This window comes from Streptomyces sp. NPDC008092, assembly GCF_042957285.1.
Lineage (GTDB): Bacteria > Actinomycetota > Actinomycetes > Streptomycetales > Streptomycetaceae > Streptomyces.
Map to the genome: position 1 here is coordinate 159,442 of NZ_JBIBHY010000017.1, position 25,927 is coordinate 185,368.

Here is a 25,927-nt window from a genome sequence, read left to right on the forward strand (position 1 = left end):
CCGTACCCCATGACGTCCACGGTGCCCAACGCCGTCGAGCACGCCGACGAGCAGCAGCCGCCGATCACCATGTTCGGCCCGGACTTCCCCTACGCCTACGACGACTTCCTCGCCCACCCGGCGGGCCTCGGCCAGATCCCGGCGACCGGGCACGGCACCGAGGTCGCCGTCATCGGCGGCGGGCTGTCCGGCATCGTGGCCGCGTACGAGCTGATGAAGATGGGCCTGAAGCCGGTCGTCTACGAGGCCGACGAGATCGGCGGCCGGCTGCGGACCGTGGGCTTCGAGGGCTGCGACCCCTCGCTGACCGCCGAGATGGGCGCGATGCGCTTCCCGCCCTCCTCCACCGCCCTCCAGCACTACATCGACCTGGTGGACCTGGAGACCCGGCCCTTCCCCAACCCCCTCGCGGAGGCGACCCCCTCGACCGTCGTCGACCTCAAGGGCGAGTCGCACTACGCCGAGACGGCCGACGACCTCCCGCAGGTCTACCGGGACGTCGCCGCCGCCTGGAACAAGTGCCTGGACGAGGGCGCCGACTTCTCCGACATGAACCGCGCGATGCGGGAGCGGGACGTGCCGCGCATCCGCGAGATCTGGGCGAAGCTGGTCGAGAAGCTCGACAACCAGACCTTCTACGGCTTCCTCTGCGACTCCGAGGCCTTCAGGTCCTTCCGGCACCGCGAGATCTTCGGCCAGGTCGGCTTCGGCACCGGCGGCTGGGACACCGACTTCCCCAACTCCATCCTGGAGATCCTGCGGGTCGTCTACACCGAGGCCGACGACCACCACCGCGGCATCGTCGGCGGCTCCCAGCAGCTGCCGCTGCGGCTCTGGGAGCGCGAGCCGGAGAAGATCGTGCACTGGGCGTACGGGACGTCGCTCGCGAAGCTGCACGAGAACGGCGAGCCCCGCCCCGCCGTGACCCGGCTGCACCGCACCACCGGCAACCGGATCACGGTCACGGACGCCGACGGCGACATCCGCACCTACCAGGCGGCGATCTTCACCGCCCAGTCCTGGATGCTGCTCTCCAAGATCGCCTGCGACGACTCGCTCTTCCCGATCGACCACTGGACCGCGATCGAGCGCACCCACTACATGGAGTCCTCGAAGCTGTTCGTGCCCGTCGACCGGCCCTTCTGGCTGGACAAGGCCGTCGACGACAGGGGAAATCCGACCGGCCGGGACGTCATGTCGATGACGCTCACCGACCGGATGACCCGCGGCACCTACCTTCTCGACGACGGCCCGGACAAGCCCGCCGTCATCTGCCTCTCCTACACCTGGTGCGACGACAGCCTGAAGTGGCTGCCGCTGTCCGCGCACGAGCGGATGGAGGTCATGCTGAAGTCGCTCGGCGAGATCTATCCCAACGTCGACATCCGCAAGCACATCATCGGCAACCCGGTGACCGTCTCCTGGGAGAACGAGCCCTACTTCATGGGCGCGTTCAAGGCCAACCTGCCCGGCCACTACCGCTACCAGCGGCGCCTGTTCACCCACTTCATGCAGGACCGGCTCCCCGCCGACAAGCGGGGCATCTTCCTCGCCGGCGACGACATCTCCTGGACGGCCGGCTGGGCCGAGGGCGCCGTCCAGACCGCGCTGAACGCGGTCTGGGGCGTCATGCACCACTTCGGCGGAGCCACCGACGCGGCCAACCCGGGCCCTGGCGACGTCTACGACGAGATCGCGCCGGTGGAGCTCCCCGAGGACTGAGCGCTAGCGCCCGGTAAGGGGCGCTGGGCGTGCCCCCGGCCGAAGGCTGGGGGAGGAACTGCGCGACCAGCCACGACGGCGCCGCAGACGGGCGACTGCAGGACGGGCCGCTCAGACCCCGGCCGCCCGAGCCTTCTCGTACACCTCGGCGCCGACGTCCTTGAGCTCCTGGGCGTCCCGCGGGGTGGACTCAAGGTCGACCAGGATCTCCTCCAGGCCGACCGCCGCGTGCGCCACGAGGTCCTCGACGATCTGGTCGACGCTGCCCTGGAAGGGGCGGCGGTCGGAGCCGTCGTACGCCTTCGGCGTGTACGTGGCGTTGACCCGCAGCACCGTCTGGAGCGGTTCCGTCCGCCCGCGTTCGGCGGCCAGGTCCTGCACCCCCTGCCACTGCGCCGCGAGCTGCTCGGCGCCCATGCCCACCGGCAGCCAGCCGTCGGCGCGGTCGACCAGCCGGGTCAGGGCCTTCTTGTTGGACGCCGCCAGCAGGATCGGGATCGGCCGGGCGGGCTTGGGACCGACCACGGCCGAGGCGATCTTCGTGAGCTCCCCGTCGTGGCGCACCGGGTCCGGGCCCCACACCGCCCGGCACACGTCGATGAGCTCGTCGAGCACCTTGCCGCGCTCCTCGAACGGCCGGATTCCGGCGGCCGCGTACTCGTCGAGGGACCAGCCCGTGCCGAAGCCCGCCAGCACCCGGCCGCCGCTCGCCGCGTCCAGCGTGCCCAGGGACCTGGCCAGTTGGAAGGGGTTGTGCAGCGGCGCCACCAGGACACTGCTGCCCAGCCGCACCCGCTCGGTGGCCGCGGCGGCCAGGGTCAGCGTGACCAGCGGTTCGGCAACACCGCGGTACTCGTCGGGCCAGGGGAGGCCCGGGACGTTGTAAAGGCCCTGGGTGGCGGGCTCCGGGAACAGGGCCCGCTCGAAGACCCACAGGCTGTCGTAGCCGATCTGCTCGGCGGCCCGCGCCACGTCGGGGACGTCGGTGCCGAGGGAGTACTGCCGCATCTGGGGAAGGCCGAAACCGAGCCGGGTGGTCATGCCGGTGCTCCTTTGCAGTCGGGTGCAAGCCGTCAACGTAAGGCGGAGGTCCGGGGATTCCGGCGGAGGCTCGCGGCCGATCGGAACCGGCCACTCAGTCGCGCAGCGGCGTGAGCAGCATCCGGCCGGCCAGGCCCACGGCCGCGTCCAGCCGTTCGGTGAACTCCTCGGCCACGTCCTCGAACCCGCGCAGCGCCCACAGTGCCCGGGCCGCCGCCCAGGTCGCGTCCCGGGCCCGCTCCAGGCTCCAGGAACCGAGCAGATGGGTCAGCGGGTCGGCGATCTGGAGCAGGTCGGGACCCGGCATCAGGTCCTCGCGGATGCGTTCCTCCAGCGAGACGAGCAGGTCGCCGACGCGGTCGAACTCGTCCTCCAGGTCGGCCGGTTCGCAGCGGAGCGTGTGGCAGGCGTCGACCACGGCCAGCGCCAGGTCGTGTCCGATGTGGGCGTTGATGCCGGCCAGCGCGAACTGCAGTGGCCGCACCCCGGGATGGCGGCGGAACTGGAACAACGGCCGCCAGCAGGCCGGGGGTCGGCGGCCCGCCGCCTCCGTGTCCACGGCGGCCAGGTAGCGCTCGGCGAACCGCACGTCGAGGGTGGCCGCGGCCCCGGGGTCCGTGAACCGGCCCGCGTCCAGGCGCCGTTCGACCTCCTCCGTGACGGCGAGGTACACACGGTTGAAGACGGCGATCCCGTCCCGCTCCGGCAGGTCCGCGTCCAGGGCGCGCATCCGGGTGACGACGGTGCCGACCGGAGCGGTGCGGTGGTGCGCGGGGTGGTGTGCGGGGTGGAGCGTGCGGTGGTGCGTGGGGTGGTGCAACTGCGCCATGGGGGAAGGGTCCCAGCTCCGGCCCGGCGCGCGTGCCGACGGGCCCGGCGCTTCCCCGGAACGGGGGAACGGGCCCGCCGTGCGGGAAGGGGAGCGCGCCGTGCGGGAGGCGGGACCGCGTGGCTACGGCCGGGTGTCGTCGTAGGAACTGGTGCCCTCGTCGAGGAGCGGTTCCTGGCCCTTGAGGTGGGCCGGGGCCATGGCGCGCAGGGTGTGGTAGCCGACGATGACGACCAGGGTGCCGAGGGCGATGCCGCTGAGCGAGAAGGTGTCGGTGAACTTCATGCTGACGTTGCCGACACCGATGATGATGCCGGCCGCGGCCGGGACCAGGTTCAGCGGATTGCGCAGGTCGACCTCGGCGTGCAGCCAGATCTGGGCGCCGAGCAGGCCGATCATGCCGTAGAGGATGACCGTGATGCCGCCGAGGACCCCGCCCGGGATCGCGGCCACGATCGCGCCGAACTTGGGGCAGACGCCGAAGAGCAGCGCGAAGCCGGCGGCGGCCCAGTAGGCGGCGGTGGAGTAGACGCGGGTCGCGGCCATCACGCCGATGTTCTCGGAGTAGGTGGTGTTGGGCGGGCCGCCCACGGCGGTGGAGAGCATCGAGGCGACGCCGTCGGCCGAGATCGCCGTGCCCAGTCTGTCGTCGAGCGGGTCGCCGGTCATCTCGCCGACGGCCTTGATGTGCCCGGTGTTCTCGGCCACCAGGGCGATGACGACGGGCAGGGCGACGAGGATCGCGGACCACTGGAAGGACGGGCCGTGGAAGGACGGCAGCCCGATCCAGTCGGCCTTGCCCACTCCGGACAGGTCCAGGCGCCAGTGGTCGGTGACCTTGCCGCTCGGGCTCATGGAGTGGATCCGGCCGAAGATCCGGTCGAGGGCCCAGGAGAGGGCGTACCCGAAGAGCAGGCCCAGGAAGATCGCGATGCGTGACCAGAAACCACGCAGACAGACGACGGCCAGACCGGTGAACGCCATCACCAGCAGGGCCGTCCACTGGTCCTGCGGCCAGTAGGTGGAGGCGGTGACCGGCGCGAGGTTGAACCCGATCAGCATCACGACCGCGCCGGTGACGATCGGCGGCATCGCGGCGTGGATGATCCGCGCCCCGAAGCGCTGCACGGCCAGCCCGATCAGGAAGAGCACGGCGCCGACGACGAAGACCGCGCCGGTCACGGTGGCGCTGGTGCCGCCCTGGGCGCGGATGACGGCGGCCACCCCGACGAAGGACAGCGAACAGCCCAGGTAGCTGGGCACCCGGCCGCGCGTCGCCAGCAGGAAGAGCACGGTCGCGACGCCGGACATCATGATCGCGAGGTTGGGGTTCAGGCCCATCAGGACGGGCGCCACGAAGGAGGCGCCGAACATGGCCACCACGTGCTGGGCGCCGAGCCCGACCGTCCGCGGCCAGGAGAGCCGTTCGTCGGGGCGTACCACCGCTCCGGGCGCGGGCGTGCGCCCGTCGCCGTGCAGTTTCCAGCGCACGCCGAGATCCATGGTGGGCTTCGCTTTCCTTGTACGTGAATACGGTCCGAACCATTGTCACGGCTACCTGGCGGTCCTACGCTCGCACGGTCCTACTCATGAACTGAGTTCATATATCTGATTTCAGGTTGATCGGAGTACTCGATGAGTGGAAGATCCCGCGCGGCCGTTCTGCTGACGGCCCTGGTGGCGTTCGGGGCGGTCCTCGTCCCCTCCGCCCACGCCGCGGCCAAGGCCCCGGACACCGCCGTCCTCGACGGCGCCCGGCTCCAGCACACCAGGGCCGAACTGCGCGACGGCGACCCGCAGTTGCGGCGCGCGCTGCGCGACCTGACCACCCGCGCCGACGCCTGGCTGGACCAGGGCCCCTGGACCGTCGTCGACAAGCCCAAGCCCGCCCCGGGCGGCGACGTCCACGACTACCTCAGCCAGGCCCCCTACTGGTGGCCCACCACCACGCCCACCGCCGACAACCCCTGGGGCTGCCCCTACGTCCAGCGCGACGGCCAGCGCAATCCCGAGGTCGACAGCGGCACCGACCGCCAGGACGTCGAGAAGGTCTTCGACTCGACGTACGACCTCTCCCTGGCCTGGTACTACACCGGCAAGCGGGAGTACGCCGAGAAGGCAGGGCAGGTCCTGCGCACCTGGTTCCTCGACCCGGCGACCCGGATGAACCCGAACCTGAACCACGCCCAGTTCATCCCGTGCAAGTACGACGGCCGGTCCATCGGGATCATCGACTTCTCCCAGTCGTACACGAGCGTGGTCGACGCCCTGGCGATCCTCGGCACCGGGGCCCCCGGCTGGAGCGCCGGCGACCGGGCGGGAATGCGGAGCTGGAACACCGACTTCCTCGGCTGGCTGAAGAACAGCGCCTTCGGCAAGGAGGAGGGGGCCGCCGCCAACAACCACGGCACGTTCTACGACATGCAGCTCGCCGCCCTCGCCTACGCGACCGGCGACAAGGCGCTGGCCAGGCAGACCGTGCTGGACGCGCGGGCGAAGCGGATAGACCCGCAGGTCGCCGGGGACGGCAGCCAGCCGCAGGAACTGGCCCGCACCAGGAGCTGGCACTACTCGACCTTCGACCTGGTCGCCTACACCCGGCTCGCGGCCATCGGACGGCACGTCGGCGTGAACCTCTGGAGCTACCGGGGGCCGGACGGGCAGAGCCTGTTCAAGGCCGTGGACTACCTGCTGCCGGCCGCGACCGGGGCGGCCGCCTGGCCGTACCCGGAGCTGGAGTTCCACCGCTACGCGGCGAGCGACGTCGTCCACGCGGCGGCCGACGCCGGCGACAAGGCGGCCCAGCAGGCGGTACGGCGGCTGGAGACACCGCCCGGCGGCGACCTCTGGGCGCTGCGGCCGGCCGCCGAGCAGCTGGACTCGATCGCGGGCTGACCGGCGCCTCCCAGACCGGGGCTCCTGAGCGTCCGCTTAGGATGGAGTGTCCCCACCGCTTCGTCCAGTGCTCAGGAGCCCCACCCGTGACCGCCGAAGCCCTGTCCGCCCCCGCCCTCTCCCACGGCCGGCTGCTGCCGGTCAGCGTCCACTTCGACGACCTCGACGCGCTCGGGATGCTGCACAACGCCCGCTACCCGCTGCTGGTCGAGCGCGCCTGGACCGAGCTGTGGCAGGAGCACGGCATCCGCTTCGACGGCGACTGGGCCGCCGCCGGGGACGCCTGCAACGTGGTCAAGGAGCTGCTGATCAGCTACGAGGCGCCGGTCACCAGGTCGGGCACCTACGCCGTCCACCTCTGGCTGGAGCGGCTCGGCAGCACCGGACTGACCTACGGCTTCCGCTTCTGCTCGCCGGACGGCGCGACCACCTACGCGCGGGGCACCCGGGTGCTCGTCCGGCTGGACGCGGCCACCCTGCGCCCCGCGCCGTGGAGCGAGGCGTTCAGGGCCGTGGGCCGGGAACTGCTGCGGTCTCGGGGCTGACCTCCGACCGACCGCCCCGCGTCCCGGCGCGCAGCACGCCGGCGAACGCCACCAGGCCCAGCGCCAGGACCGTGACCACGCAGAACGAGACCACCAGACTGGTCGCCTGGGCGATTCCGCCGATCAGGCTGGGCGCGATCAGGCCCGAGGTGTAGGTGATCGTCGCCACGCCCGCGATCGCCTGACTCGGGTTCGGCCCGGCGTGCCCGGCCGCCGCGAAGCACAGCGGTACGACGACCGCGATGCCGAGGCCCATCAGCGCGAACCCGGTCATCGCCACCGCCGGCTGCCCGGCGAGGACCACCAGGAGCCCGCCGCACGCGGCCAGCACGCCCCCGGCGCGCACGGTGCGGACCGCGCCGAAGCGGTTCACCACCGCGTCCCCGCTGATCCGGGCCACCGCCATGGCCAGCATGAACCCGGTGGTGGTGGCCGCCGCGAGCCCGGCCGAACCGTCCATCCGGTCCCGCAGGAACACCGCCGACCAGTCCAGGCTCGCCCCCTCCGCGAACACCGCGCAGAAGCCCACCGTGCCGATGAGCAGCGCCGACCGGGGCGGCAGCGTGAACCGCGGCGGCGGCTCCTCGTCCGCGCCGGGCCTGACGTCCAGGACGAAGCCGGCCGCCAGCACGCCGAGCACGGTGAGAACGGCCGAGGCCAGGGCGAAGTGCACGCGCGCGTCCGTGCCCAGATGTGCGGCGAGGGTGCCCGCGGCCGAGCCGATCAGGGTGCCCGCGCTCCACATGCCGTGCAGCCCGGACATGATCGACCTGTCGAGCACCCGCTCGATCTCCACGCCGAGCGCGTTCATCACCACGTCCGCCATGCCGGCGCTCGCGCCGTACACGAACATCGCCAGACACAGCAGGTACAGGTTGGTGGCGAGCGACGGCAGGATCAGCGACAGCGTCCACATCGCGATCAGTCCGCGCAGCGCCGTGCGGCTGCCGAAGCGGTGGCTGATCCGGCCGGCCAGCGGCATCGAACAGGAGGCGCCGAACGCCGTGAACGCGAGCGCGAAGCCCAACTGCCCGGCGCTCAGCGAGGCATGGTCCTGGACCCAGGGCACCCGGGTCGCGAACGAGCCGGTGACGGCACCGTGCACGGTGAACACGGCCGCGACGGCGTACCGCGCGCGCTTCACCCCGTGCTGCCCGTGAGCCATGTCTTTCATGGTCCTGCCCCTCCCCGGTGGGTGCCGCCCCGCTGTCCGCCGTAAACTATCAGGGACCCTGCCTGATAGATAGAGAGTCATGTGGCCGTCCTGGGCCATACGGATCTGGGAGGATGCCCGCCATGCCCGCATCACCGAGCACCGCCCGGGCCATCAACGACCGGCTCGCGCTGAGCCTGCTCCAGCAGGAAGGCCCGCTGACGGCAGGGCAGTTGAAGCAGCTGACCGGACTGTCCCGGCCGACCGTCGCCGACCTCGTCGAACGGCTCACCGCGTCCGGCCTGATCGCGGTGGTCGGCGAGTCGGGCGAGCAGCGCCGGGGGCCGAACGCCCGGCTGTACGGCATCGTCGCCGACCGGGCGTACCTGGCCGCCCTCGACGTGCGCACCGAGAGCGTCTCGGTGCTGGTCTCCGACCTGGTGGGGCGGGTGCTGGCGGAAGGGTCGGTACCGGTCGCCCCGGAGGAGGGGGAGGCGGCGGCCGTCGAGCAGGCGGTGGAGCTGGTGGAGCGCGCGGCCAAGGAGGCGGGGGCGTCCGGGGACGGGGGGCAACTGCACACCGTGGGCATCGGGGCGCCCGGGCTCGTCGATCCGGCCACCGGCGAGCTACGCGACTCGGCCGGCCTGCCCGCCTGGCACCGCCGACTGGTCGCCGCCCTCCAGGAGCGGTTCCCGCAGGCCCGGGTCGGCGTCGAGAACGAGACCAACCTGGCCGCCCTCGCCGAACAGCGGGAGGGCGCCGCCAGGGACCGCGACACCTTCGTCCTGCTCTGGCTGGGCGACGGCTGCGGCGCCGCCGTCGTCCTGGACGGCACCCTGCGCCGGGGCGCCTCCGGCGGCACCGGCGAGATCGGCTTCCTGCCGGTGCCCGGCACGACGGGACTGCCGACGGCGACGGACTGCTCCGGGGGCTACCACTCACTGGTGGGGGCCGCGGCGATCGTGGAACTGGCGCGGGAGTGCGGGACGGTGCCGGTCGGTTCGACCGCCGCGAGCCTGGTGGCCGAGGCCGCGCTCGACCCCCGGCCGAACCCGGCACCCCCCGCGGAGCGCGCCGCCCGTTTCCTCGACGCCCTCGCCGACCGCATCGCCATCGGCGTCGCCGCCGTCGTCGCCGTCCTGGACCCCGGCTGCGTGGTGCTCGGCGGCGAGATCGGCCCCGCCGGCGGCGCCGCGCTCGCCACGCGCGTCGAGGCGCGGCTCCGCCGCATGTCCCCACTGGCCACCGAGGTGCGCGCCGGCACCCTGGGCGGCGCGGCCGTCCTGCGCGGAGCGCTGCTCACCGCCCGCGAGCGCGCCCAGGACGAACTCTTCGCGGCGCCGGACCGCTGACGCCCGTGCTGGACGGGCCCGGCGACGGGCAAGGGCCGTCGTCACCGCCACCGGGTCCGTCCGAACCCTAAAAGGACTAGACCAGTGGGGTCAATAGGCGTGAATCAGAGTTAAGAGTCCTGGTCCGGGCGCCAGTTGGGCACACAACGGTCCGTCCGGGAAGTCCAGCGGCACGACCTGTGAGGCACCCCACACGGCTGCCCTGCATGGACCGCGATCGGGCGTGGCACACTGGCCGTGTACCAGAAGCAGCGCACTCCGGGGTCGGTGAAAGTCCGAACCGGCGGTTACAGTCCGCGACCCGTCCGCTTCCAGCGGCCGGTTGACCAGGTGAAATTCCTGGACCGACGGTTAAAGTCCGGATGGGAGGCAGTGCGCGGCGGGCGAGCATGTACGTGTGCGCGCCGCCGTATCTGGTCTCGTCCGTGACGGACGGGGCCTTTTCGGCGTCGCCCTCGGTGTGATCGTCCGTTCATTCTGTCGTCCGTCGACAGGCCCCGGAGTCCGTGCCCCGTTGAGGCAGGAGGACCCGGGAAGTGTTCACCGGAATCGTCGAAGAGCTGGGTGAGGTCACCGCCGTCGAGAATCTCGGCGACGCGTCCCGTTTCCGGCTCCGTGGCCCCGTAGTGACCGAGGGCGCACAGCACGGCGACTCCATCGCCGTGAACGGCGTCTGTCTGACCGTCGTGGAGCACGAGGGCGACGAGTTCACCGCCGACGTCATGGCGGAGACCCTCAAGCGTTCCTCCCTCGGCGCCCTGGACGTCGGCTCCCGCGTCAACCTCGAACGCCCCACCGCGGTCGGCTCCCGCCTCGGCGGCCACATCGTGCAGGGCCATGTCGACGGCACCGGCCAGGTTTTGGCCCGCACGCCCTCCGAGCACTGGGAGATCGTCAAGGTCTCCCTCCCGGCCGACCTCGCCCGCTACGTCGTCGAGAAGGGCTCGATCACGGTCGACGGCATCAGCCTCACCGTCGTCGAGGCCGGCTCCGACTACTTCACGGTCAGCCTGATCCCCACCACCCTCGACCTCACCACCCTCGGCCACAAGCAGCCCGGCGACCCGGTCAACCTGGAGGTCGACGTCGTCGCCAAGTACGTGGAGCGCCTGCTCGCGAACACGCAGCCTGCGAACACGCCGGGAGCGGACCGGTGAACTGGCTGAACTCCGAGGCCTTCACCCTCCTCGGCCAGCACATCATCTGGTCCGACATGGTCGGCAACATCCTCGGCCTGATCACCCTCGCCCTCGGCTGGCGCCGCTCGCTGCTCACCTGGCCGGTGCAGTTCCTCTCCGGCCTGGTCCTGTTCACCGCCTTCTACGGCCACCTCGCCGGCAGCGCCGGCAAGCAGGTCGTCGTCATGACGGTGGCCCTGTACGGCTGGTGGCAGTGGAACCGCGACAAGGGCCGGACCGAGGACGGCGGTGACGGCCACATCGTCCCGCGCTTCGCCACCTGGCGGGAGCGCGGCGCGATGGTCGCCGCCGCGGCCGTCGGCACGGTCGCCGTCGCCCTGCTCTTCAAGGCCTACCCGTCCCTGTCCTGGGACCCCTGGCCGGACGCGTACATCTTCGTCGGCACCGTCGTCGCCATGTACGCCCAGGCGCGCGGCATGGTCGAGTTCTGGATCGCCTGGCTCCTGGTCGACGCGGTCGGCGTCCCCCTCAACTTCACCAACGGCTACGCCTTCTCCGGCTTCGTCTACGTCATCTACGGCGCGCTCGTCCTGTGGGGCCTGCGCGACTGGTGGCTGCGCTCCCGCCAGGGCACGCGGCCCGCTCTGGAAGGAGCACCCGCATGACCGCGGCACCGATCCTGTACAGCACCGAAGGCGTCGAGGACCTCGCGCTCGACCGGGTCGAGCAGGCCATCGCCGACATCGCGGCCGGCCGCCCGATCGTGGTCGTCGACGACGAGGACCGCGAGAACGAGGGCGACCTCGTCATCGCCGCCGAGAAGATCACCCCCGAGATCGTCGCCTTCATGATGAGCGAGTGCCGTGGCCTGATCTGCGTCCCCATGGAGGGCGAGGAACTGGACCGGCTCGACCTGCCGCAGATGGTCGGCGACAACACCGAGTCGATGAAGACCGCGTTCACCGTCTCCGTGGACGCCTCCGCCGCGCACGGCGTCACCACCGGCATCTCGGCCGCCGACCGCGCCACCACGCTCCGGCTGCTGGCGAGCGGCGAGGCCGAGCCGACGGACTTCGTCCGCCCCGGCCACGTCTTCCCGCTGCGCGCCCGCCCCGGCGGCGTCCTGGTCCGCAACGGCCACACCGAGGCCGCCGTCGACCTCGCCCGCCTCGCGGGCCTGCGCCCGGCCGGCGCCATCGTGGAGATCGCCGGCGAGGACGGCCGGATGCTCCGCCTCCCGGAGCTGATCCCGTTCGCCCGCAAGCACGGCCTGACCATCATCTCCATCGCGGACCTGGTCGCCCACCGCCGGGCCGCCGAACCCACCGTGCGCCGCGAGGCCGAGGTCAACCTGCCCACCGAGCACGGCACGTTCACCGCCTACGGCTACCGCTCCACCACGGACGGCGTCGAGCACGTCGCCCTCGTCCACGGCGAGATCGGCGACGGCGAGGACGTCCTGGTCCGCGTCCACTCCGAGTGCCTCACCGGGGACGTCTTCGGCTCCGCCCGCTGCGACTGCGGCCCGCAGCTCGACGCCGCCCTGGACCGCATCCAGGACGAGGGCCGGGGCATCGTGGTCTACCTGCGCGGTCACGAGGGGCGCGGCATCGGCCTGCTCTCCAAGCTGCGCGCGTACGAACTCCAGGAGCGCGGCCGCGACACCCTCGACGCCAACCTCGAACTCGGCCTGCCCGCCGACGCCCGCGACTACGGCGCCGGCGCCGAGATCCTGGCCGACCTCGGCGTGCACAGCGTCCGCCTGATGACCAACAACCCCGACAAGAGCGACGCGCTGCTGAACCACGGGCTCAAGATCAGCGGCCGCGAGCCGATGCCCGTACAGGCGGGCGAGCACAACCTCCGGTACCTGCGCACCAAGCGGGACCGGATGGGCCACGACCTGCCCTGGCTGGACACGCCTCCCGCGATGTCCACCTGCGCCAACCAGTAGACCGTGGCCGGTTCCGGCCACCATCACAGAAACAGCACTGAGGAGAGACGTGAGCGGCAAGGGTGCACCTGAACTGTCCGTACGCAATGTCAGCGACCTGCGGGTCGCGGTCATCGCGTCCCAGTGGCACGAGAAGGTGATGGACGGACTGGTGGACGGCGCCCTGCGCGCCCTGCGCGACCTGGGGATCGACGAGCCGACCCTGCTCCGGGTCCCCGGCAGCTGGGAGCTCCCGGTCACCGCCAAGGTCCTCGCCGGGCGCGGCTACGACGCGATCGTCGCCCTCGGCGTCGTCATCCGCGGCGGCACCCCGCACTTCGAGTACGTGTGCCAGGGCGTCACCCAGGGCCTCACCCAGGTCTCCGTCGAGACCGGCGTCCCGGTCGGCTTCGGCGTGCTCACCTGCGACGACGAGGAGTCGGCCCTGGACCGGGCGGGCCTTGAGGGCTCCAACGAGGACAAGGGCCACGAGGCGGTGACGGCGGCGGTCGCCACGGCGGCCACCCTCCGCTCAGTATCTGAACCCTGGCACTGAGCGACGCGGCAATTGGCGTAGTCTGGCGCTCACCATGTCCAACAAGACTTTCGAGGAGCTCTTCACCGAGCTCCAGCACAAGGCCGCCCACGGCGACCCCGCCACCTCCCGCACCGCCGAGCTGGTCGGCAAGGGCGTCCATGCCATCGGCAAGAAGGTCGTCGAGGAGGCCGCCGAGGTCTGGATGGCCGCCGAGTACGAGGGCAAGGAAGCGGCCGCCGAGGAGATCTCGCAGCTGCTCTACCACGTCCAGGTGATGATGGTCGCCCGCGGCATCTCGCTGGACGACGTCTACGCCCACCTGTAAGTCACCCGCCGCACAACCTCACCAGAGCAAAGGAAGCCGACCTCATGCTGCGCATCGCCGTCCCCAACAAGGGTTCCCTGTCAGGACCTGCGGCGGACATGCTGCATGAGGCCGGCTACCGGCAGCGCCGGGAGTCCAAGGAACTCCGCATCGTCGACCCGGTCAACGACGTCGAGTTCTTCTACCTCCGGCCCCGCGACATCGCGATCTACGTCTCCTCCGGCCGCCTCGACATCGGCATCACCGGGCGTGACCTGCTCGTCGACTCCGGCGCCAACGCCGAGGAGATCCTGCCGCTCGGCTTCGCCCGCTCCACCTTCCGCTTCGCCTCCAAGCCCGGCGAGGCGACCGGCCTGGCGGACCTGAAGGGCAAGACGGTCGCCACCTCCTACGAGGGCATCGTGGCCAAGCACCTCGCCGACAACGGCGTCGACGCCTCCGTCGTCCACCTGGACGGCGCCGTCGAGACCGCCATCGAGCTGGGCGTCGCCGAGGTCATCGCCGACGTCGTCGAGACCGGCACCAGCCTGCGCAACGCCGGCCTGGAGGTCTTCGGCGAGCCGATCATGAAGTCCGAGGCGATCGTGGTCCGGCGCACCGGCGCCGACGCCGAGGACGCTGCCGAGACGAAGGTCCAGCAGTTCCTGCGCCGCCTCCAGGGCGTCCTGGTCGCCCGGACCTACGTGATGATGGACTACGACTGCCGCGTCGAGCAGCTGGAGAAGGCCGTCGCCCTCACCCCCGGCCTGGAGTCGCCGACCGTCTCCCCGCTGCACAACGAGGGCTGGGTCGCCGTCCGCGCCATGGTCCCCACCAAGGACGCCCAGCGGATCATGGACGACCTGTACGACATCGGCGCCCGCGCCATCCTGACCACGGCCATCCACGCCTGCCGCCTCTGAGGCCCCGCGCGAGATGTCCGAGCTTCCTTCGCTGCCCGTCACCTTCCGGCCGGGCCTCACCCGCGTGATCCTGCTCACCGCCGGTGTCGCGATCTTCGCCACCATCTCCGGGGTCGCACTGCTCCTGGAGCAGCTCGGCCCGGGGGAGAAGCTCAGCTTCGTCCTCACCGGCGCGCTGGTCTTCTGGGTGCTGGCCCAGCTGGCCCGGGTGAAGGTGGTCGCCGACGAGTCCGGGGTCACCGTCGTCAACATCGCCGGCAAACGGCACCTGGAGTGGGCGGAGATCGTCCAGGTGAACCTCCGCCCGGGTGACCCGTGGGTGTTCCTCAACCTCAGCGACGGCACCAGCCTGCCCGCGCTCGGCATCCAGCCGGGCATCGCCAAGCAGCGCGCCATCGCCGACGCCACGGCCCTGCGGGCCCTCGTCGAGGCCCGCGCGGTCCGCGACCCCGAGCAGCATCAGGGCTGAAATCACGCAACTTCGGGGACCTCTCCGGGCCGTCGCCCCTGCCGCACCGGCCCATGTCTTGATTAATCTGTTGGCGGAGGCTTTTCACGTCCTGCCTCCGCCCCTGTCGCGCGCCCCGCGCACAGGGGTTCCTGCTACCCGAGGAGTGACCCTCTCCGGCGATGGACGGATCGTCCTGTAGTACCTGCGCCGCCCCCTCCCGACATACCGTGGACCGCCTTCCCGCAGTCCGCGAGGCTTCGGAGGCGGCGGCATCATGACCACCCCCCTGCTGCTCCTGGCAGCCGCGTTCCTGCTCATCCTCGCCAACGGTTTCTTCGTGGCCGCCGAGTTCGGCCTGGTCACCGTGGAGCGGCCGGAGGCCGAGAAGGCCGCCGCCGACGGCGACAAACGCGCCCGTACGGTCGTCGAGTCGCTGAAGGAGCTCTCCTTCCAGCTCTCCGGCACCCAGCTCGGTATCACCATCACCTCCCTGGTCGTCGGCATGCTCGCCGAACCGGCGCTGGCCGCGCTGCTGCGCGGGCCGCTCGCCGCGATCGGTCTGCCCGACGGCGCGGTCTCCGGCATCGCCGTCGTGGTGGGCATGCTGCTCGCCTCGGCGATCCAGATGGTGATCGGCGAACTCGTACCCAAGAACTGGGCGGTCTCCAAGCCCCTCCAGGTCGCGCGAGTCGTGGCCGGCCCGCAGGCCCGCTTCTCCCGCCTGTTCCGGCCGGTCATCGCCGCGCTGAACACGGTCGCCAACCGGCTGGTCCGCGCCCTCGGCGTCGAACCCGCCGAGGAACTGGCCTCCGCCCGCACCCCCGGCGAGCTGGTCTCGCTGGCCCGGCACTCCGCCCAGGCCGGCGCCCTGGAGCAGGACACGGCCGACCTGTTCGTCCGCACCCTGTCGCTGGGCGAGCTGACCGCCCAGCACGTCATGACCCCCCGGGTGAAGGTCAGCGCCCTCCAGGACACGGCGACCGCCGAGGACGTCGTCAACCTCACCCGGGCCACCGGACTGTCCCGCTTCCCCGTCTACCGGGAGAAGATCGACGAGATCGTCGGCATGGCCCACCTCAAGGACGCGCTGGCCGTCTCGGTCCACGACCGGCTGCGCACCCCGGTCGGCCGCATCGCCCGCAAGGCCCTGCTGGTCCCCGAGACCCTCCCGGTCCAGCCCCTCCTCGCCCGGCTGCGCTCCGAGCAGCCCATCGCGGTCGTCGTCGACGAGTACGGCGGCACGGCGGGCGTGGTCACCCTGGAGGACATCGTCGAGGAACTCGTCGGCGAGGTCCGCGACGAGCACGACAGCCCGGACGCACCGGAACTCGCCGCCGCCCCGGCCCAGGACGGCAAGCCCGCCTGGGACGTCGACGGCAGTGTCCGCGTCGACATCCTCCAGCGGATAGGCCTCGACGTGCCCGAGGGCCCCTACGAGACGGTCGCGGGACTGGTCGCCGACCTGCTCGGCCGGATCCCGGCGCCCGGCGACCGCGCCGAGCTGCCCGGCTGGCGGCTGTCCGTCCGCCGGGTCGGCCACTACCGGGCGGAACGGGTCCGCCTGGTCCGCACCGCCCCCGCCGTCGCGGAGGCCGCCCGATGAGCGTCCTCCAACTGGTCTTCGCCGCGCTGCTGGTCCTGGCCAACGGCTTCTTCGTGGGCGCCGAGTTCGCCCTCGTCTCCGTCCGCCGCAGCCAGATCGAACCCCTGGGCACCGCCCGGGCCCGCCAGGTCCTCTACGGCCTGGAGCGCCTCCCGCAGATGATGGCCGCCGCCCAGTTCGGCATCACCGTCTGCTCGCTGACGCTGGGCGCGGTGGCCGAACCGACGGTGGCCCACCTGCTGGAACCGCTGTTCGAGGCGGTGCATCTGCCCGACGGCGTGATCCACCCCCTCGGCTACGTGATCGCGCTGGCCGGAGTGGTCTTCTTCCACCTGGTCATCGGCGAGATGGTGCCGAAGAATCTCGCGATGGCGGCGCCGGAGAAGGCCGCGCTGTGGCTGAGCCCCGGCCTGGTCGCCTTCGCCCGGGTGTGCCGGCCGATCACCGTCGCCCTCGGCGCCTGCGCCCAGGGCATCCTCAAGCTGTTCCGGGTCGAACCGAAGGACGAGGTCGAGGCCGTCGTCACCAGCGAGCAGCTCAACCGGCTCCTGGAGGACTCCGGCCAGGCGGGCCTCCTCGACCCCGAGGAGCAGGAGCGGCTGGAGGACGCGCTGGAACTGGGCTCCCGCCCGGTGACGGACGTGCTCCTGCGCCGTGAGTCCCTGATCACGGTCCCGCCGTCGGTCACCCCGGGCCAGATCGTCGAGCTCACCGCCCGCACCGGCTACTCCCGCTTCCCGGTCGCGGCCGAGTCCGGCGCCTTCATGGGCTACGTGCACGTGAAGGACGTCCTCGACCTGGAGGACTCCGACCGTGCGGTGCCGCAGCAGATATGGCGCCCGATGACGACACTGCGGGCCGAGCTGCCCCTCGACGACGCGCTGACCGTGATGCGCCGGGCGGCGACCCACCTCGCCCAGGTGGCCGACGCGAACGGCCGGGTTCTCGGCCTGGCGGCCCTGGAAGACGTCCTTGAGCTACTGGTCGGCGAGGTGACGGACCCGGCGCACCGGGAACAGCCGGCACCGCCGAGGACGCCGGAGCCTCGTTCCAGCGGCGAGCCGGAGGAGATCATGGCGGGCTGAGGTGGTGGGGGAGCTGCGGGCCGGTGGGGGCTGGCCGCGCAGTTCCCCGCGCCCCTAAAAGCCAAAGACATAGCTGCGGGCAGGCGTGCCGCAGGGCGGCACGGGTGGGCGCTGGGGGTCCCCCCGGCCGAAGGCTGGGGGAGACACCCTGCCAGCGCCGGTAAGCGACACCCCCCGCCCCCGCCCCACCTGCACCTACATCCCGGCCGCCGGATCCTGCGGCCCCCGTCCCGACAGCACCTCCCCGTACGCCTGCATCAGGTCCGGCAACCGCAGCGTCGCCAGGTCGTCCCGCGACAGCACCCCCGGATACGCCGACAACCGCAGATCCCGGTACGCACAGCTCTTCTCGTACAGCGTCCGCAGGAACCGCCCGTTGCCCAGCTCGTCGATCCACCCCTGGTCGACCACGTGCCCGGCGATCGACCGCAGCTCCTCCAGCGCCTCCTCGTCCCACGCGTCCCCGTTCTCGGCGGCCAGCACCTCGCCGATGGAGGTCAGTTCCAGGGGGCGGTAGGAGGGAAAGTCCACGCGCGTCGTGAAGCGGGAGGACAGCCCGGGGTTCACGGCCAGCAGGCGGTCCATGCCCTCGGGGTAGCCGGCGAGGATCACCACGAGGTGGTCGCGGTTGTCCTCGGCCCGCTTCAGCAGCACCTGCAGCGCCTCGTCGCCGTACGCGTCCCCCTTGCCGTAACCGGAGTTGGAGAGGGAGTAGGCCTCGTCGACGAAGAGCACGCCGCCGATCGCGGAGTCGATCAGTTCGTTCGCCTTCACGGCGGTCTGGCCGAGGTACTCGCCGACCAGGTCGGCCCGCTGCGCCTCGACGAGGTGGTCGCCGCCGAGCAGGCCCAGCGCGTAGAAGACCCGGCCGAGGATGCGGGCGACGGTGGTCTTCCCGGTGCCGGACGGTCCGGAGAAGACGAAGTGGCGTTTCGGCGGCTGCACCGGCAGCCCCTGCCCGGCCCGCAACCGGGCCATGTTCAACTGCGCGGACAGCGCCTTGACCTGCCGTTTCACGGGTTCGAGCCCGACCATGCGCTCCAGTTCGGCGAGCGCCTCCTCAAGTAACGCGGGGTCGGTCGGCCCGGCCGGCAGCGGAGGCGAGGGCACGGCCTTCTCGCGCACCGCCGGGTCGATCACCGACGGCATCGCCCCGGCCGGCGGCTCCGGGTCGCCGAGCCGCAGGTCGCGGCCCTCGGTGCCGAAGAGCGGGTCGAGCATGTCCGGCCCGTCCACGACGTCCTGCCCGGCGCCGGTGAGGGTGATCGACGCGAAGTCGGCCGTGTCCTCGTACCCGTCGCCCTCGGCTATCGCGGCCAGCCGTGCGGAGGTGTCCATGAAGGCGGGGTCGACGCGGTGCACGGCCCGGTAGAGGGGGAGCGCTGCGGCGCTGCGGCCGGTGCCCTCGTGCGCCCGGGCCAGCCAGTAGCGCAGCTCCTTGCGCTGCGGCTGCTCGCTGCGGCAGCGCATCAGCGCGGCGGAGAGCAGCGGTTCGGCCTGGCCGTACATTTCGAGGCGGACCCGGGCCATGCCGCCGAACAGGCCCGCCTCGATGCCGAGCATGGGGTCGTCGAGGAGCGGGTCGGTGTGCCGTACCAGTTGCTCCCAGTCCTTGACCAGGTAGGCACGGCAGGCGTGCAGGAAGCGGACCTGGGGGTCGGCGTCCACCGGCGGCAGTCCGGCGAGGGCCCGGTCGAGTTCCGGGACGTGCCGGCCGTCCAGCCAGTGCGAGGCGTGGGCGAGCAGGAGGTCGCGCGGGCTCTCCAGGACCGGCTGCACCCACCAGCCCAGCCAGTACCAGGAGTTCAGGGTGCGGCGATGTCGGCCGCGCTGTTCGCCGAAGCGGTCCCGGTGCCGGAACATCCGCAGCAGCGCGGTCGTCGTGTCGACGCGCAGCGCGTGCAGTCCGAGCCAGCCGTCGGCCATCCCGGGATCCATCCGCACCGCGGTGCGGAACTCCTCCTCCGCCTGCGGATAGGCGCCCATCGTGTAGGCGTCCACGCCTCGCAGCCAGGCGAGGTCGGCCGGGGCCTCGGGGCCCTGCGTGCCGAAATCCATCACGTCCCCCACAAACCGTGCCCCCGTGGTTGGCCCCCGGGCTCCCCCCGATGGCCGCCGTTGGTCGAACCGCTGTGCCGCGGACCGGAGTTGCAGGTGCGCGAAGCAGCCGTTCGAAGGTCGCACCGAGGGCATCGTACCTGCGGTTCCACCGCCTGCCGAAGGGTGCCGCACAGGCCGTTTGGCGAGGTGGGGGCAGACGGGGCGCACACGGATCGGTGACCGAGGGTGAGCGCGGGGACGCACGCCGCGCACACAAAAGGGGTAAAGGGCAGAACGAAGCCCCCGATCACGGGGGAACAACCGGGGGCTTCGCGTCTGCAGGGCGGCTTCGAGTGGCCGCTCATTCAGAACGTAAGTCCTGTACGACCCCCGGGTCAAGCCGAGTTGAGGTACTCGGGCAACTTCCTGGAGGTGGGTCTTCACAAGTTCAGCACACAGCCGACGGTCCGTCACGGTGGGTGATGGACTGGTCCGGTCCAAGTGTCCTCGCGGGCCCCGGCAGCACCTCATATCCCTTTTGTGACTGCGTCACCAGCAGGTCGGCGTAAGGCCTTGAGGGGTCTTCGCTGAAGTGTTCGCATTCCGCCCTGACCCACTCGGCCCAGAAATCCCGTTGCTCCGCGCCGTCCCGGGCCCTGCCCCGGGTCCAGGCCTCCTCGTGCGGCAGCTCCATCCACAGCAGCCGCGCCAGGAAGGGGCGCAGCGCCCGGCGGCCGGCCCCGACGCCCTCGACGAGGACCACCGGGGCGGGTGGCAGCGGGCGGGGCGGGCCGAAGCGGCGGGCGTGCCAGTCGTAGGGGGAGTAGTGGGCCGGCTCGCCGTGGCCGAGTGGCCCGATCACCTCGGCCAGCAGCCGGCCGGTCCAGGCGAACAGCTCCTCGTGGCTGGCGATGTCGTCGAGGTGCAGTACCGGCGCACCGCCGAGGGCGGCGGCCAGCCGGCCGGTGAACGTGGTCTTCCCGGACCCGGCGTGCCCGTCGACGCCGACGAGGCGGACCGGGCCGCAGGAGGGCGGCAGGGCCCGGAGTGCGGAGGTGAGCTGGTGAATGGCCGTTCCCGAGGTGTGCTGCGGTGTGGGGGTGTTTTCCGGAAACATTCTAGTAGTGCGGCGCATAGCGGGCGTTCACGGCTCCGGAGAAGTATCGGCTTGAACTAATTTCGAGCCGTTCTTCACCGCGCCCATTAATATTTCCGACCCGCTGACCGATATGTCGATCTCGCACGTTTCCGGCCCGCCCGGCCCTGAGTAGGGTGCCTTCAGTGTGCACGCGTCGAACGGGGACGGACAGGGAAGATGGCCGCGGAGTTATTCGAGGGGCACTATGTATGGCATCCGGCGGCCGACGACCGCCTGCTCGCGAGCGTATGCGTGGACGTGCGCGCCGGCAGATATCTGACCGCCCGTGAGGCGCTGGCCGAGACGCGTGCCGACTTCGCCCTGCGCGCCCACCGCTCCCTGGTCCTCGCCTCCGAGGCGGCCGGCACCGACCTGGTGGAGCGCTGGCTGGCCGAGGAGCCGGGCCCCGAGTCCGCGCTGATGTGGGCCCGGGTGGCCGTACAGCGGGCGATCCGGGCGGCCGACGCCCGTGACGAGCGGGCCGAGGCGCTGGAGCGGATCGCCCTCGCCGCCTGCGACCGGGCCGGTGCCATGAACCCCGCCGACCCCACGCCCCGGGCCGCCAAGCTGGCCATGGCCCGGCTGCACCGCCCGCACGACCCCGCCCCCGGCGGCCTGCTGACCTCCCCGTCCGGCCCCTGGCGGCTGTTCGCGGACACCCTCGCCCTCGACCCCTGGCACCGCGAGGCCCACCACCGCTTCCTGTCGTTCTTCTTCACCCGGTACGGCGGCTCGGTCAACGCGGCCTGGGACGTCGCCGCCTTCCTCGCCCAGCGGGCGCCCGCCGACTCCGCACTGCGACTGCTGCCGCTGGTCGCGCTGGTGGAGAGCCACAACCCCACCCAGCTGCTCGCCGAGCGGGTCTGGGAACAGCCCCAGTGGCGCAGCACCGCGTTGTCGGTCTACCAGCACTGGCTGCCCACGGTCGCCGGATACCGCTTCACCCCGGTGCTCGACCTGGCCTACCTCGCGCACGCGCTGGTCATGGCCCAGTGCCAGTTCGAGGCCCGGGCGGTCCTCACGGTCATGGGGCCGTACGCCTCACGCATGCCCTGGAGCGTCTTCGGCGAACCGGCCGACCAGCTCTCCCGGGCCCGCCGCGCCTGCGGCCTGCCCATCCCCTCCTAGAGTCCCAGAGAAAGGCCGGCACGTGTCAGAACGCACAGCGGACCCCGTCACGCTCGACGACGACGCGACCCTGCACGCGATGGGTTATCCGCGGAAACTCACCCGCCGATTCCAGGCCTTCGACAATTTCGCCATCTCCTTCACCATCATCAATATTCTCTCCGGGATTTTCTCGTCCTTCGGATTCGGTATGAACGCGGGCGGCCCCCGCATTCTCGTGTTCGGGTGGATCGGCGTCTGCGTCATGGTGCTCTGCATCGGCGCCGCCATGGCGGAAGTCGCCTCCGCGTATCCGACGAGCGGCGCCCTGTATTTCTCCGCCGGCAAACTCGCCAAACGGCACAAGGGCGCCTGGTCCTGGTACACGGGCTGGCTGAACTTCGTGGGCCAGATCGGCGGCACCGCGGCCACCGGCTACGCGGCCGCCACCTTCATCCAGGCCTTCGTCGCCCTGCAGTGGCCCTCGTACACGCCGACCGCCCACCAGACGGTCCTGATCACGGCCCTCGTCATCGTGGTGCAGGGGCTCGCCAACACGTACACCGTCCAGCTGGTCGCCGTACTGAACCGGATTTCCGTCTGGTGGCTGCTGATCGGACTCGTGGTGATCGTGAGCACACTGATCGTGATGCCGGACCACCACCAGTCGGCGTCCTTCGTGACGCATTTCGTGAACAACACCGGCTTCACCAACGGCCTTTACGGCGGCCTGCTCGGGCTGCTGGTCACCAGCTGGACCTTCACCGGCTTCGACGGCAGCTTCCACATGTCCGAGGAAACCGTCCGGGCGACCGTCAACGCCCCCAGAGGGATCATCCGTTCCATCGGCTATTCGGCGATCACCGGCCTCGTCCTGATGCTCGCGCTGGTGTACAGCATCGGCGACTACGCCAAGGTGGCGAGCTCCTCCGCGCCGCCCGTCCAGATCCTCATCGACGGCCTCGGCATGGGCTGGGCCAAGGCGATGCTGCTCGTCGTCATCGGCGCCATGCTCTTCTGCGGCCTCGCCAACCTCACCAGCAACACCCGGCAGATCTTCGCCTTCTCCCGGGACGGCGCGATGCCCGGCTCCCGCCTGTGGCACTCGGTCTCGCCCCGGACCCGGACCCCCGTCAAGGCCGTCTGGCTGGCGGTGGCCTGCTCGCTCGCCCTGGTGGTGCCGGGCTGGTGGTCGCACACGGCGTTCACCGCGATCGTCAGCGTCAACGTCGTCGGCCTGTTCCTCGCCTACGCCGTGCCCGTGTTCCTGCGTCTGCGGCTGGGCGACGACTTCCGGCCGGGGCCGTGGAACCTGGGCCGCTGGAGCAGGCCGGTCGGCTGGCTGGCGGTGGTCTGGACCCTGCTCAGCAGCGTCCTGTTCATGCTGCCGCAGGCCTCGCCGATCACCGTCGACTCCTTCAACTACGCGCCGATCGCGCTGGCCGCCGTCCTGGTCGTGGCCACGGTCTGGTGGTTCGCCACCGCCCGCCGCCGCTTCCAGGGCCCGGTCAGCTACGGCCGCCCCGACGAGGTCGCCGCGATGGACCTCATCTGACCGGACCCGGACCCGTATGAGGGAGCCCCGGCGACGGTGCCGGGGCCCTTTCAGCGGACGAGACCAATATTGGTTGGCGTGGCATGGGCGGAAGTGCTGGCAGGGGCATGGCGCCTGCTCCATAGTTGGCGCACAGCCCTTGCTCCGGATCAGCCGTGACGCGCACACCTGGGGGTCCTCCACCCATGAGCAGAGCCGAACAGCCGTCCCGCAGAACCGTTCTGGCAGCCGCCGCGTCCGTCGCGGCGGCGACCGTGGTCCAGGGCGTGGTCCCCGCGGTGCCGGCGGCCGCCGCGCCGCAGGCCGACGCCGACGAGACCGCCCGGACCGAGACCCGCCGGGCCGGGAACGGCCGCCCGGGCCGCGGCCGGGACGGGACCCGTCCGATCGACTACCGCTCCTGGACGACCTACACCGACTGGAAGACCGGCACCGCCAAGGGCGCCGGCGCCGTCGCGGGCACCCGGCCCGGTCTGGTGATCGGCACCCCGGCCGGCACCACCTCCTACACCGACCCCCACACCGGTACCACCGCCACCTGGGAGTACGCCACCTGGACCGGCCCGGTGCACCAGCTCGCCGTCCCCGCGACCGAGACCATCGCCTCCTGGAACGCGGACACCCCGGCCGGCACCTGGATCCAGGTCGAACTGCACGGCACCTACTCCGACGGCACCGCCACCCCCTGGTACGTCATGGGCCGCTGGGCGGCCGGCGACCAGGACATCAAGCGGACCTCGGTGGACGGCCAGACCGACGGCAGGAGCACCGTCTGGACCGACACCTTCGCCGTCGACGACGCCACCACCGGCCTGCGCCTCACCTCGTACCAGCTGCGCCTGACCCTCTACCGCAAGCCGGGCTCCAGGCTCACCCCGACCGTCTGGCGGCTGGGCGCCATGGGCTCCGACATCCCGGACCGCTTCACCGTCCCGGCCTCCACCCCGGGTCTGGCCCAGGAACTCAAGGTCCCGCGCTACTCCCAGGAGATCCACAAGGGCCAGTACCCCGAGTACGACAACGGCGGCGAGGCCTGGTGCAGCCCCACCTCCTCGCAGATGATCGTCGAGTACTGGGGCGGGCGGCCCACCGCGGCGCAGCTGGCCTGGGTCGACCCGTCCTACGCCGATCCGCAGGTCTGCTACGCGGCCCGCTACACCTACGACTACCAGTACGGGGGCTGCGGCAACTGGCCGTTCAACGCCGCCTACGCGTCGACGTACCAGGACCTCCAGGGCGTGATAACGCGACTGGCCTCGCTCACCGACCTGGAGACCCTGATCGCGGCCGGCATCCCGGCCATAACGTCGCAGTCGTTCCTCGCGTCGGAGCTGACGGGCGCCGGCTACGGCACCTCCGGGCACCTGATGACCGTGATCGGCTTCACCGCGGACGGCGACGTGATCGCCAACGACCCGTGCTCGGCCGACGACGACGCGGTCCGGCGGGTCTACCTGCGGCGGGAGTTCGAGAACATCTGGTTGCGGACCAAGCGGTACAACGCCACCGGGAAGGTCGTCTCCGGTACCGGGGGCGTCTGCTACCTGTACTTCCCGGCCTGTCCGACCGCGGCCCAGCTCAAGGCGCTCGCGGCGGTCGGCGTGCGCTGACCGGGCACGACGGCGGCCCCCCGGAGACTTCCGGGGGGCCGCTGCGCTGTGACCAAGCTCTCCGCCGCAAAAGCCGCAATCGGTGGCATGGTGGACGGCATGACCACACACTCCGCCACCGCCGCCCGCGCCCGTACCGGCGGCCCCAAGGACGACGGCCCGAAGGTTCTGGAACATGTCATGGGGTGGACTCTTGTCGTGGTCATCGCCATGTTGGTAACTCAACTCGGTCTGCTGTGACGTGAACTGACATACTGCGGATGTCCCGCAGCCCGTTGAGACCAGGGTCGAAATTGAATATCAGTCAACAACGTGCCGCCGCCCGTCCCCGGGCGCGCGGCACCGAGCGTTCCGTGGCTCGTCGTGCCGAACTCATCGCCATCGGGCGGAAGTTGTTCGCCGACACCTCGTACGACGCGCTCTCCATGGACGACATCGCCAAGCAGGCGCATGTCGCCAAAGGGCTGATCTACTACTACTTCCAGTCAAAGCGCGGCTACTACCTGGCGATCATCCAGGACTCCGTCGCCGACCTGGTCACCTATGCCGCGAGCGGCCTGGAGCTGCCCCAGGCGGACCGCGTCCACCGGACCATCGACAGCTACCTGCGCTACGCCGAGCACCACCAGGCCGCGTACCGCACCATCGTCAGCGGCGGTGTCGGCTTCGACACCGAGGTGCACGCCATCCGGGACGGGGTGCGCGAGGCGATCGTCGCGACCATCGCCGAGGGCGCCTACGGCCGCACCGACATCGCCCCGCTCGCCAGGGTCGGCCTGCTCGCCTGGCTGTGCAGCGTGGAGGGCGCCACCCTCGACTGGATCGACCGGCCCGAACTCTCCCGCGAGACCATGTGCGAGCTGCTGGTCAAGACGCTCGGCGGCACCCTGCGCGCCATCGAGGAACTGGACCCGTCCTACCGCGCCCCGACCCCGGCCCGCCGGGACACCTGACGCACCGGGGC

At 71.4% G+C, this 25,927-nt stretch carries 24 protein-coding genes and 1 riboswitch; of the genes, 18 read left to right on the forward strand and 6 right to left on the reverse strand.

Annotated elements, in window-relative coordinates:
• The first annotated feature begins 9 nt into the window (after positions 1-9).
• A complete protein-coding gene (locus tag ACFZB3_RS41445) occupies positions 10-1,722 on the forward strand; it encodes an FAD-dependent oxidoreductase (RefSeq protein ID WP_391386551.1) in 1,713 nt (570 codons plus the stop codon).
• A 111-nt stretch (positions 1,723-1,833) separates the two neighbouring features.
• Here the strand turns inward: ACFZB3_RS41445 and ACFZB3_RS41450 are convergent, their stop codons facing one another.
• The 3 genes from ACFZB3_RS41450 to ACFZB3_RS41460 form a co-directional block, all read right to left on the reverse strand.
• Positions 1,834-2,763 (reverse strand): TIGR03619 family F420-dependent LLM class oxidoreductase, encoded by a 930-nt coding sequence (locus ACFZB3_RS41450; protein WP_391386554.1) that lies wholly within the window; start codon positions 2,761-2,763, stop codon positions 1,834-1,836.
• A gap of 94 nt (positions 2,764-2,857) precedes the next feature.
• Complete coding sequence (locus ACFZB3_RS41455) at positions 2,858-3,592, reverse strand: DUF5995 family protein (RefSeq protein ID WP_391386557.1); 735 nt, start codon at positions 3,590-3,592, stop codon at positions 2,858-2,860.
• 123 nt (positions 3,593-3,715) lie between these two features.
• Positions 3,716-5,095, reverse strand: a complete 1,380-nt coding sequence (locus tag ACFZB3_RS41460; protein WP_391386560.1) for a solute carrier family 23 protein — start codon at positions 5,093-5,095, stop codon at positions 3,716-3,718.
• A 132-nt stretch (positions 5,096-5,227) separates the two neighbouring features.
• Between ACFZB3_RS41460 and ACFZB3_RS41465 the strand changes: the two genes are divergently transcribed.
• Both ACFZB3_RS41465 and ACFZB3_RS41470 read left to right on the forward strand, forming a co-directional pair.
• Positions 5,228-6,487: an alginate lyase family protein gene (locus tag ACFZB3_RS41465; protein WP_391386563.1), complete on the forward strand. Its 1,260-nt coding sequence runs from the start codon at positions 5,228-5,230 to the stop codon at positions 6,485-6,487.
• 86 nt (positions 6,488-6,573) lie between these two features.
• The gene (locus ACFZB3_RS41470; RefSeq protein WP_391386566.1) at positions 6,574-7,032 is read left to right on the forward strand and encodes a thioesterase family protein; all 459 of its coding nucleotides are present in this window, start codon (positions 6,574-6,576) and stop codon (positions 7,030-7,032) included.
• Here the strand turns inward: ACFZB3_RS41470 and ACFZB3_RS41475 are convergent.
• On the reverse strand, positions 6,992-8,197 hold the full coding sequence (locus ACFZB3_RS41475; RefSeq protein ID WP_391386569.1) for an MFS transporter: 1,206 nt from the start codon (positions 8,195-8,197) through the stop codon (positions 6,992-6,994). The genes ACFZB3_RS41470 and ACFZB3_RS41475 overlap by 41 nt on opposite strands.
• A gap of 131 nt (positions 8,198-8,328) precedes the next feature.
• On the opposite strand from ACFZB3_RS41475, the gene ACFZB3_RS41480 reads away from it, so the two are divergent.
• From ACFZB3_RS41480 to ACFZB3_RS41525, 10 genes are all read left to right on the forward strand, one after another.
• Complete coding sequence (locus ACFZB3_RS41480; RefSeq protein WP_391386572.1) at positions 8,329-9,537, forward strand: ROK family protein; 1,209 nt, start codon at positions 8,329-8,331, stop codon at positions 9,535-9,537.
• A 249-nt stretch (positions 9,538-9,786) separates the two neighbouring features.
• Positions 9,787-9,917: riboswitch (FMN riboswitch) on the forward strand.
• A 156-nt stretch (positions 9,918-10,073) separates the two neighbouring features.
• Positions 10,074-10,694, forward strand: coding sequence for a riboflavin synthase (locus tag ACFZB3_RS41485; RefSeq protein ID WP_391386575.1), 621 nt, complete (start codon positions 10,074-10,076; stop codon positions 10,692-10,694).
• Complete coding sequence (gene pnuC, locus ACFZB3_RS41490) at positions 10,691-11,341, forward strand: nicotinamide riboside transporter PnuC (RefSeq protein WP_391386578.1); 651 nt, start codon at positions 10,691-10,693, stop codon at positions 11,339-11,341. The genes ACFZB3_RS41485 and pnuC overlap by 4 nt, the downstream gene beginning before the upstream one ends.
• Complete coding sequence (locus ACFZB3_RS41495; protein WP_391386580.1) at positions 11,338-12,630, forward strand: bifunctional 3,4-dihydroxy-2-butanone-4-phosphate synthase/GTP cyclohydrolase II; 1,293 nt, start codon at positions 11,338-11,340, stop codon at positions 12,628-12,630. The genes pnuC and ACFZB3_RS41495 overlap by 4 nt, the downstream gene beginning before the upstream one ends.
• 49 nt (positions 12,631-12,679) lie before the next feature.
• Positions 12,680-13,165, forward strand: a complete 486-nt coding sequence (ribH, locus tag ACFZB3_RS41500; protein WP_391386583.1) for a 6,7-dimethyl-8-ribityllumazine synthase — start codon at positions 12,680-12,682, stop codon at positions 13,163-13,165.
• Between the two features lie 34 nt (positions 13,166-13,199).
• Positions 13,200-13,472 (forward strand): phosphoribosyl-ATP diphosphatase, encoded by a 273-nt coding sequence (locus ACFZB3_RS41505; RefSeq protein ID WP_030946750.1) that lies wholly within the window; start codon positions 13,200-13,202, stop codon positions 13,470-13,472.
• A 44-nt stretch (positions 13,473-13,516) separates the two neighbouring features.
• Entirely contained in the window at positions 13,517-14,374 is an 858-nt protein-coding gene (gene hisG, locus ACFZB3_RS41510) for an ATP phosphoribosyltransferase (RefSeq protein WP_391386585.1), read from the forward strand.
• A gap of 13 nt (positions 14,375-14,387) precedes the next feature.
• The gene (locus ACFZB3_RS41515) at positions 14,388-14,843 is read left to right on the forward strand and encodes a PH domain-containing protein (protein WP_391386587.1); all 456 of its coding nucleotides are present in this window, start codon (positions 14,388-14,390) and stop codon (positions 14,841-14,843) included.
• 256 nt (positions 14,844-15,099) lie between these two features.
• Positions 15,100-16,428, forward strand: coding sequence for a CNNM domain-containing protein (locus tag ACFZB3_RS41520; RefSeq protein WP_391386590.1), 1,329 nt, complete (start codon positions 15,100-15,102; stop codon positions 16,426-16,428).
• A complete protein-coding gene (locus ACFZB3_RS41525; RefSeq protein ID WP_391386593.1) occupies positions 16,425-17,513 on the forward strand; it encodes a CNNM domain-containing protein in 1,089 nt (362 codons plus the stop codon). Before ACFZB3_RS41520 ends, ACFZB3_RS41525 begins: the two co-directional genes overlap by 4 nt.
• Before the next feature lie 195 nt (positions 17,514-17,708).
• Here ACFZB3_RS41525 and ACFZB3_RS41530 read toward each other — a convergent pair whose 3' ends face one another.
• On the reverse strand, positions 17,709-19,571 hold the full coding sequence (locus ACFZB3_RS41530) for an AAA family ATPase (protein ID WP_391386596.1): 1,863 nt from the start codon (positions 19,569-19,571) through the stop codon (positions 17,709-17,711).
• 430 nt (positions 19,572-20,001) lie between these two features.
• Positions 20,002-20,670, reverse strand: a complete 669-nt coding sequence (locus ACFZB3_RS41535) for a uridine kinase (protein WP_391386599.1) — start codon at positions 20,668-20,670, stop codon at positions 20,002-20,004.
• Between the two features lie 198 nt (positions 20,671-20,868).
• Here ACFZB3_RS41535 and ACFZB3_RS41540 point away from each other — a divergent pair, with 198 nt between their 5' ends.
• From ACFZB3_RS41540 to ACFZB3_RS41560, 5 genes are all read left to right on the forward strand, one after another.
• A complete protein-coding gene (locus ACFZB3_RS41540) occupies positions 20,869-21,819 on the forward strand; it encodes a hypothetical protein (RefSeq protein WP_391386603.1) in 951 nt (316 codons plus the stop codon).
• A 79-nt stretch (positions 21,820-21,898) separates the two neighbouring features.
• Positions 21,899-23,353 (forward strand): amino acid permease, encoded by a 1,455-nt coding sequence (locus ACFZB3_RS41545; RefSeq protein WP_391386738.1) that lies wholly within the window; start codon positions 21,899-21,901, stop codon positions 23,351-23,353.
• A gap of 185 nt (positions 23,354-23,538) precedes the next feature.
• Complete coding sequence (locus ACFZB3_RS41550) at positions 23,539-24,963, forward strand: C39 family peptidase (RefSeq protein ID WP_391386605.1); 1,425 nt, start codon at positions 23,539-23,541, stop codon at positions 24,961-24,963.
• Between the two features lie 48 nt (positions 24,964-25,011).
• Positions 25,012-25,203 (forward strand): SCO1431 family membrane protein, encoded by a 192-nt coding sequence (locus ACFZB3_RS41555; RefSeq protein WP_391386607.1) that lies wholly within the window; start codon positions 25,012-25,014, stop codon positions 25,201-25,203.
• Between the two features lie 53 nt (positions 25,204-25,256).
• Complete coding sequence (locus tag ACFZB3_RS41560) at positions 25,257-25,916, forward strand: TetR family transcriptional regulator (protein WP_391386610.1); 660 nt, start codon at positions 25,257-25,259, stop codon at positions 25,914-25,916.
• Positions 25,917-25,927 lie beyond the last annotated feature (11 nt).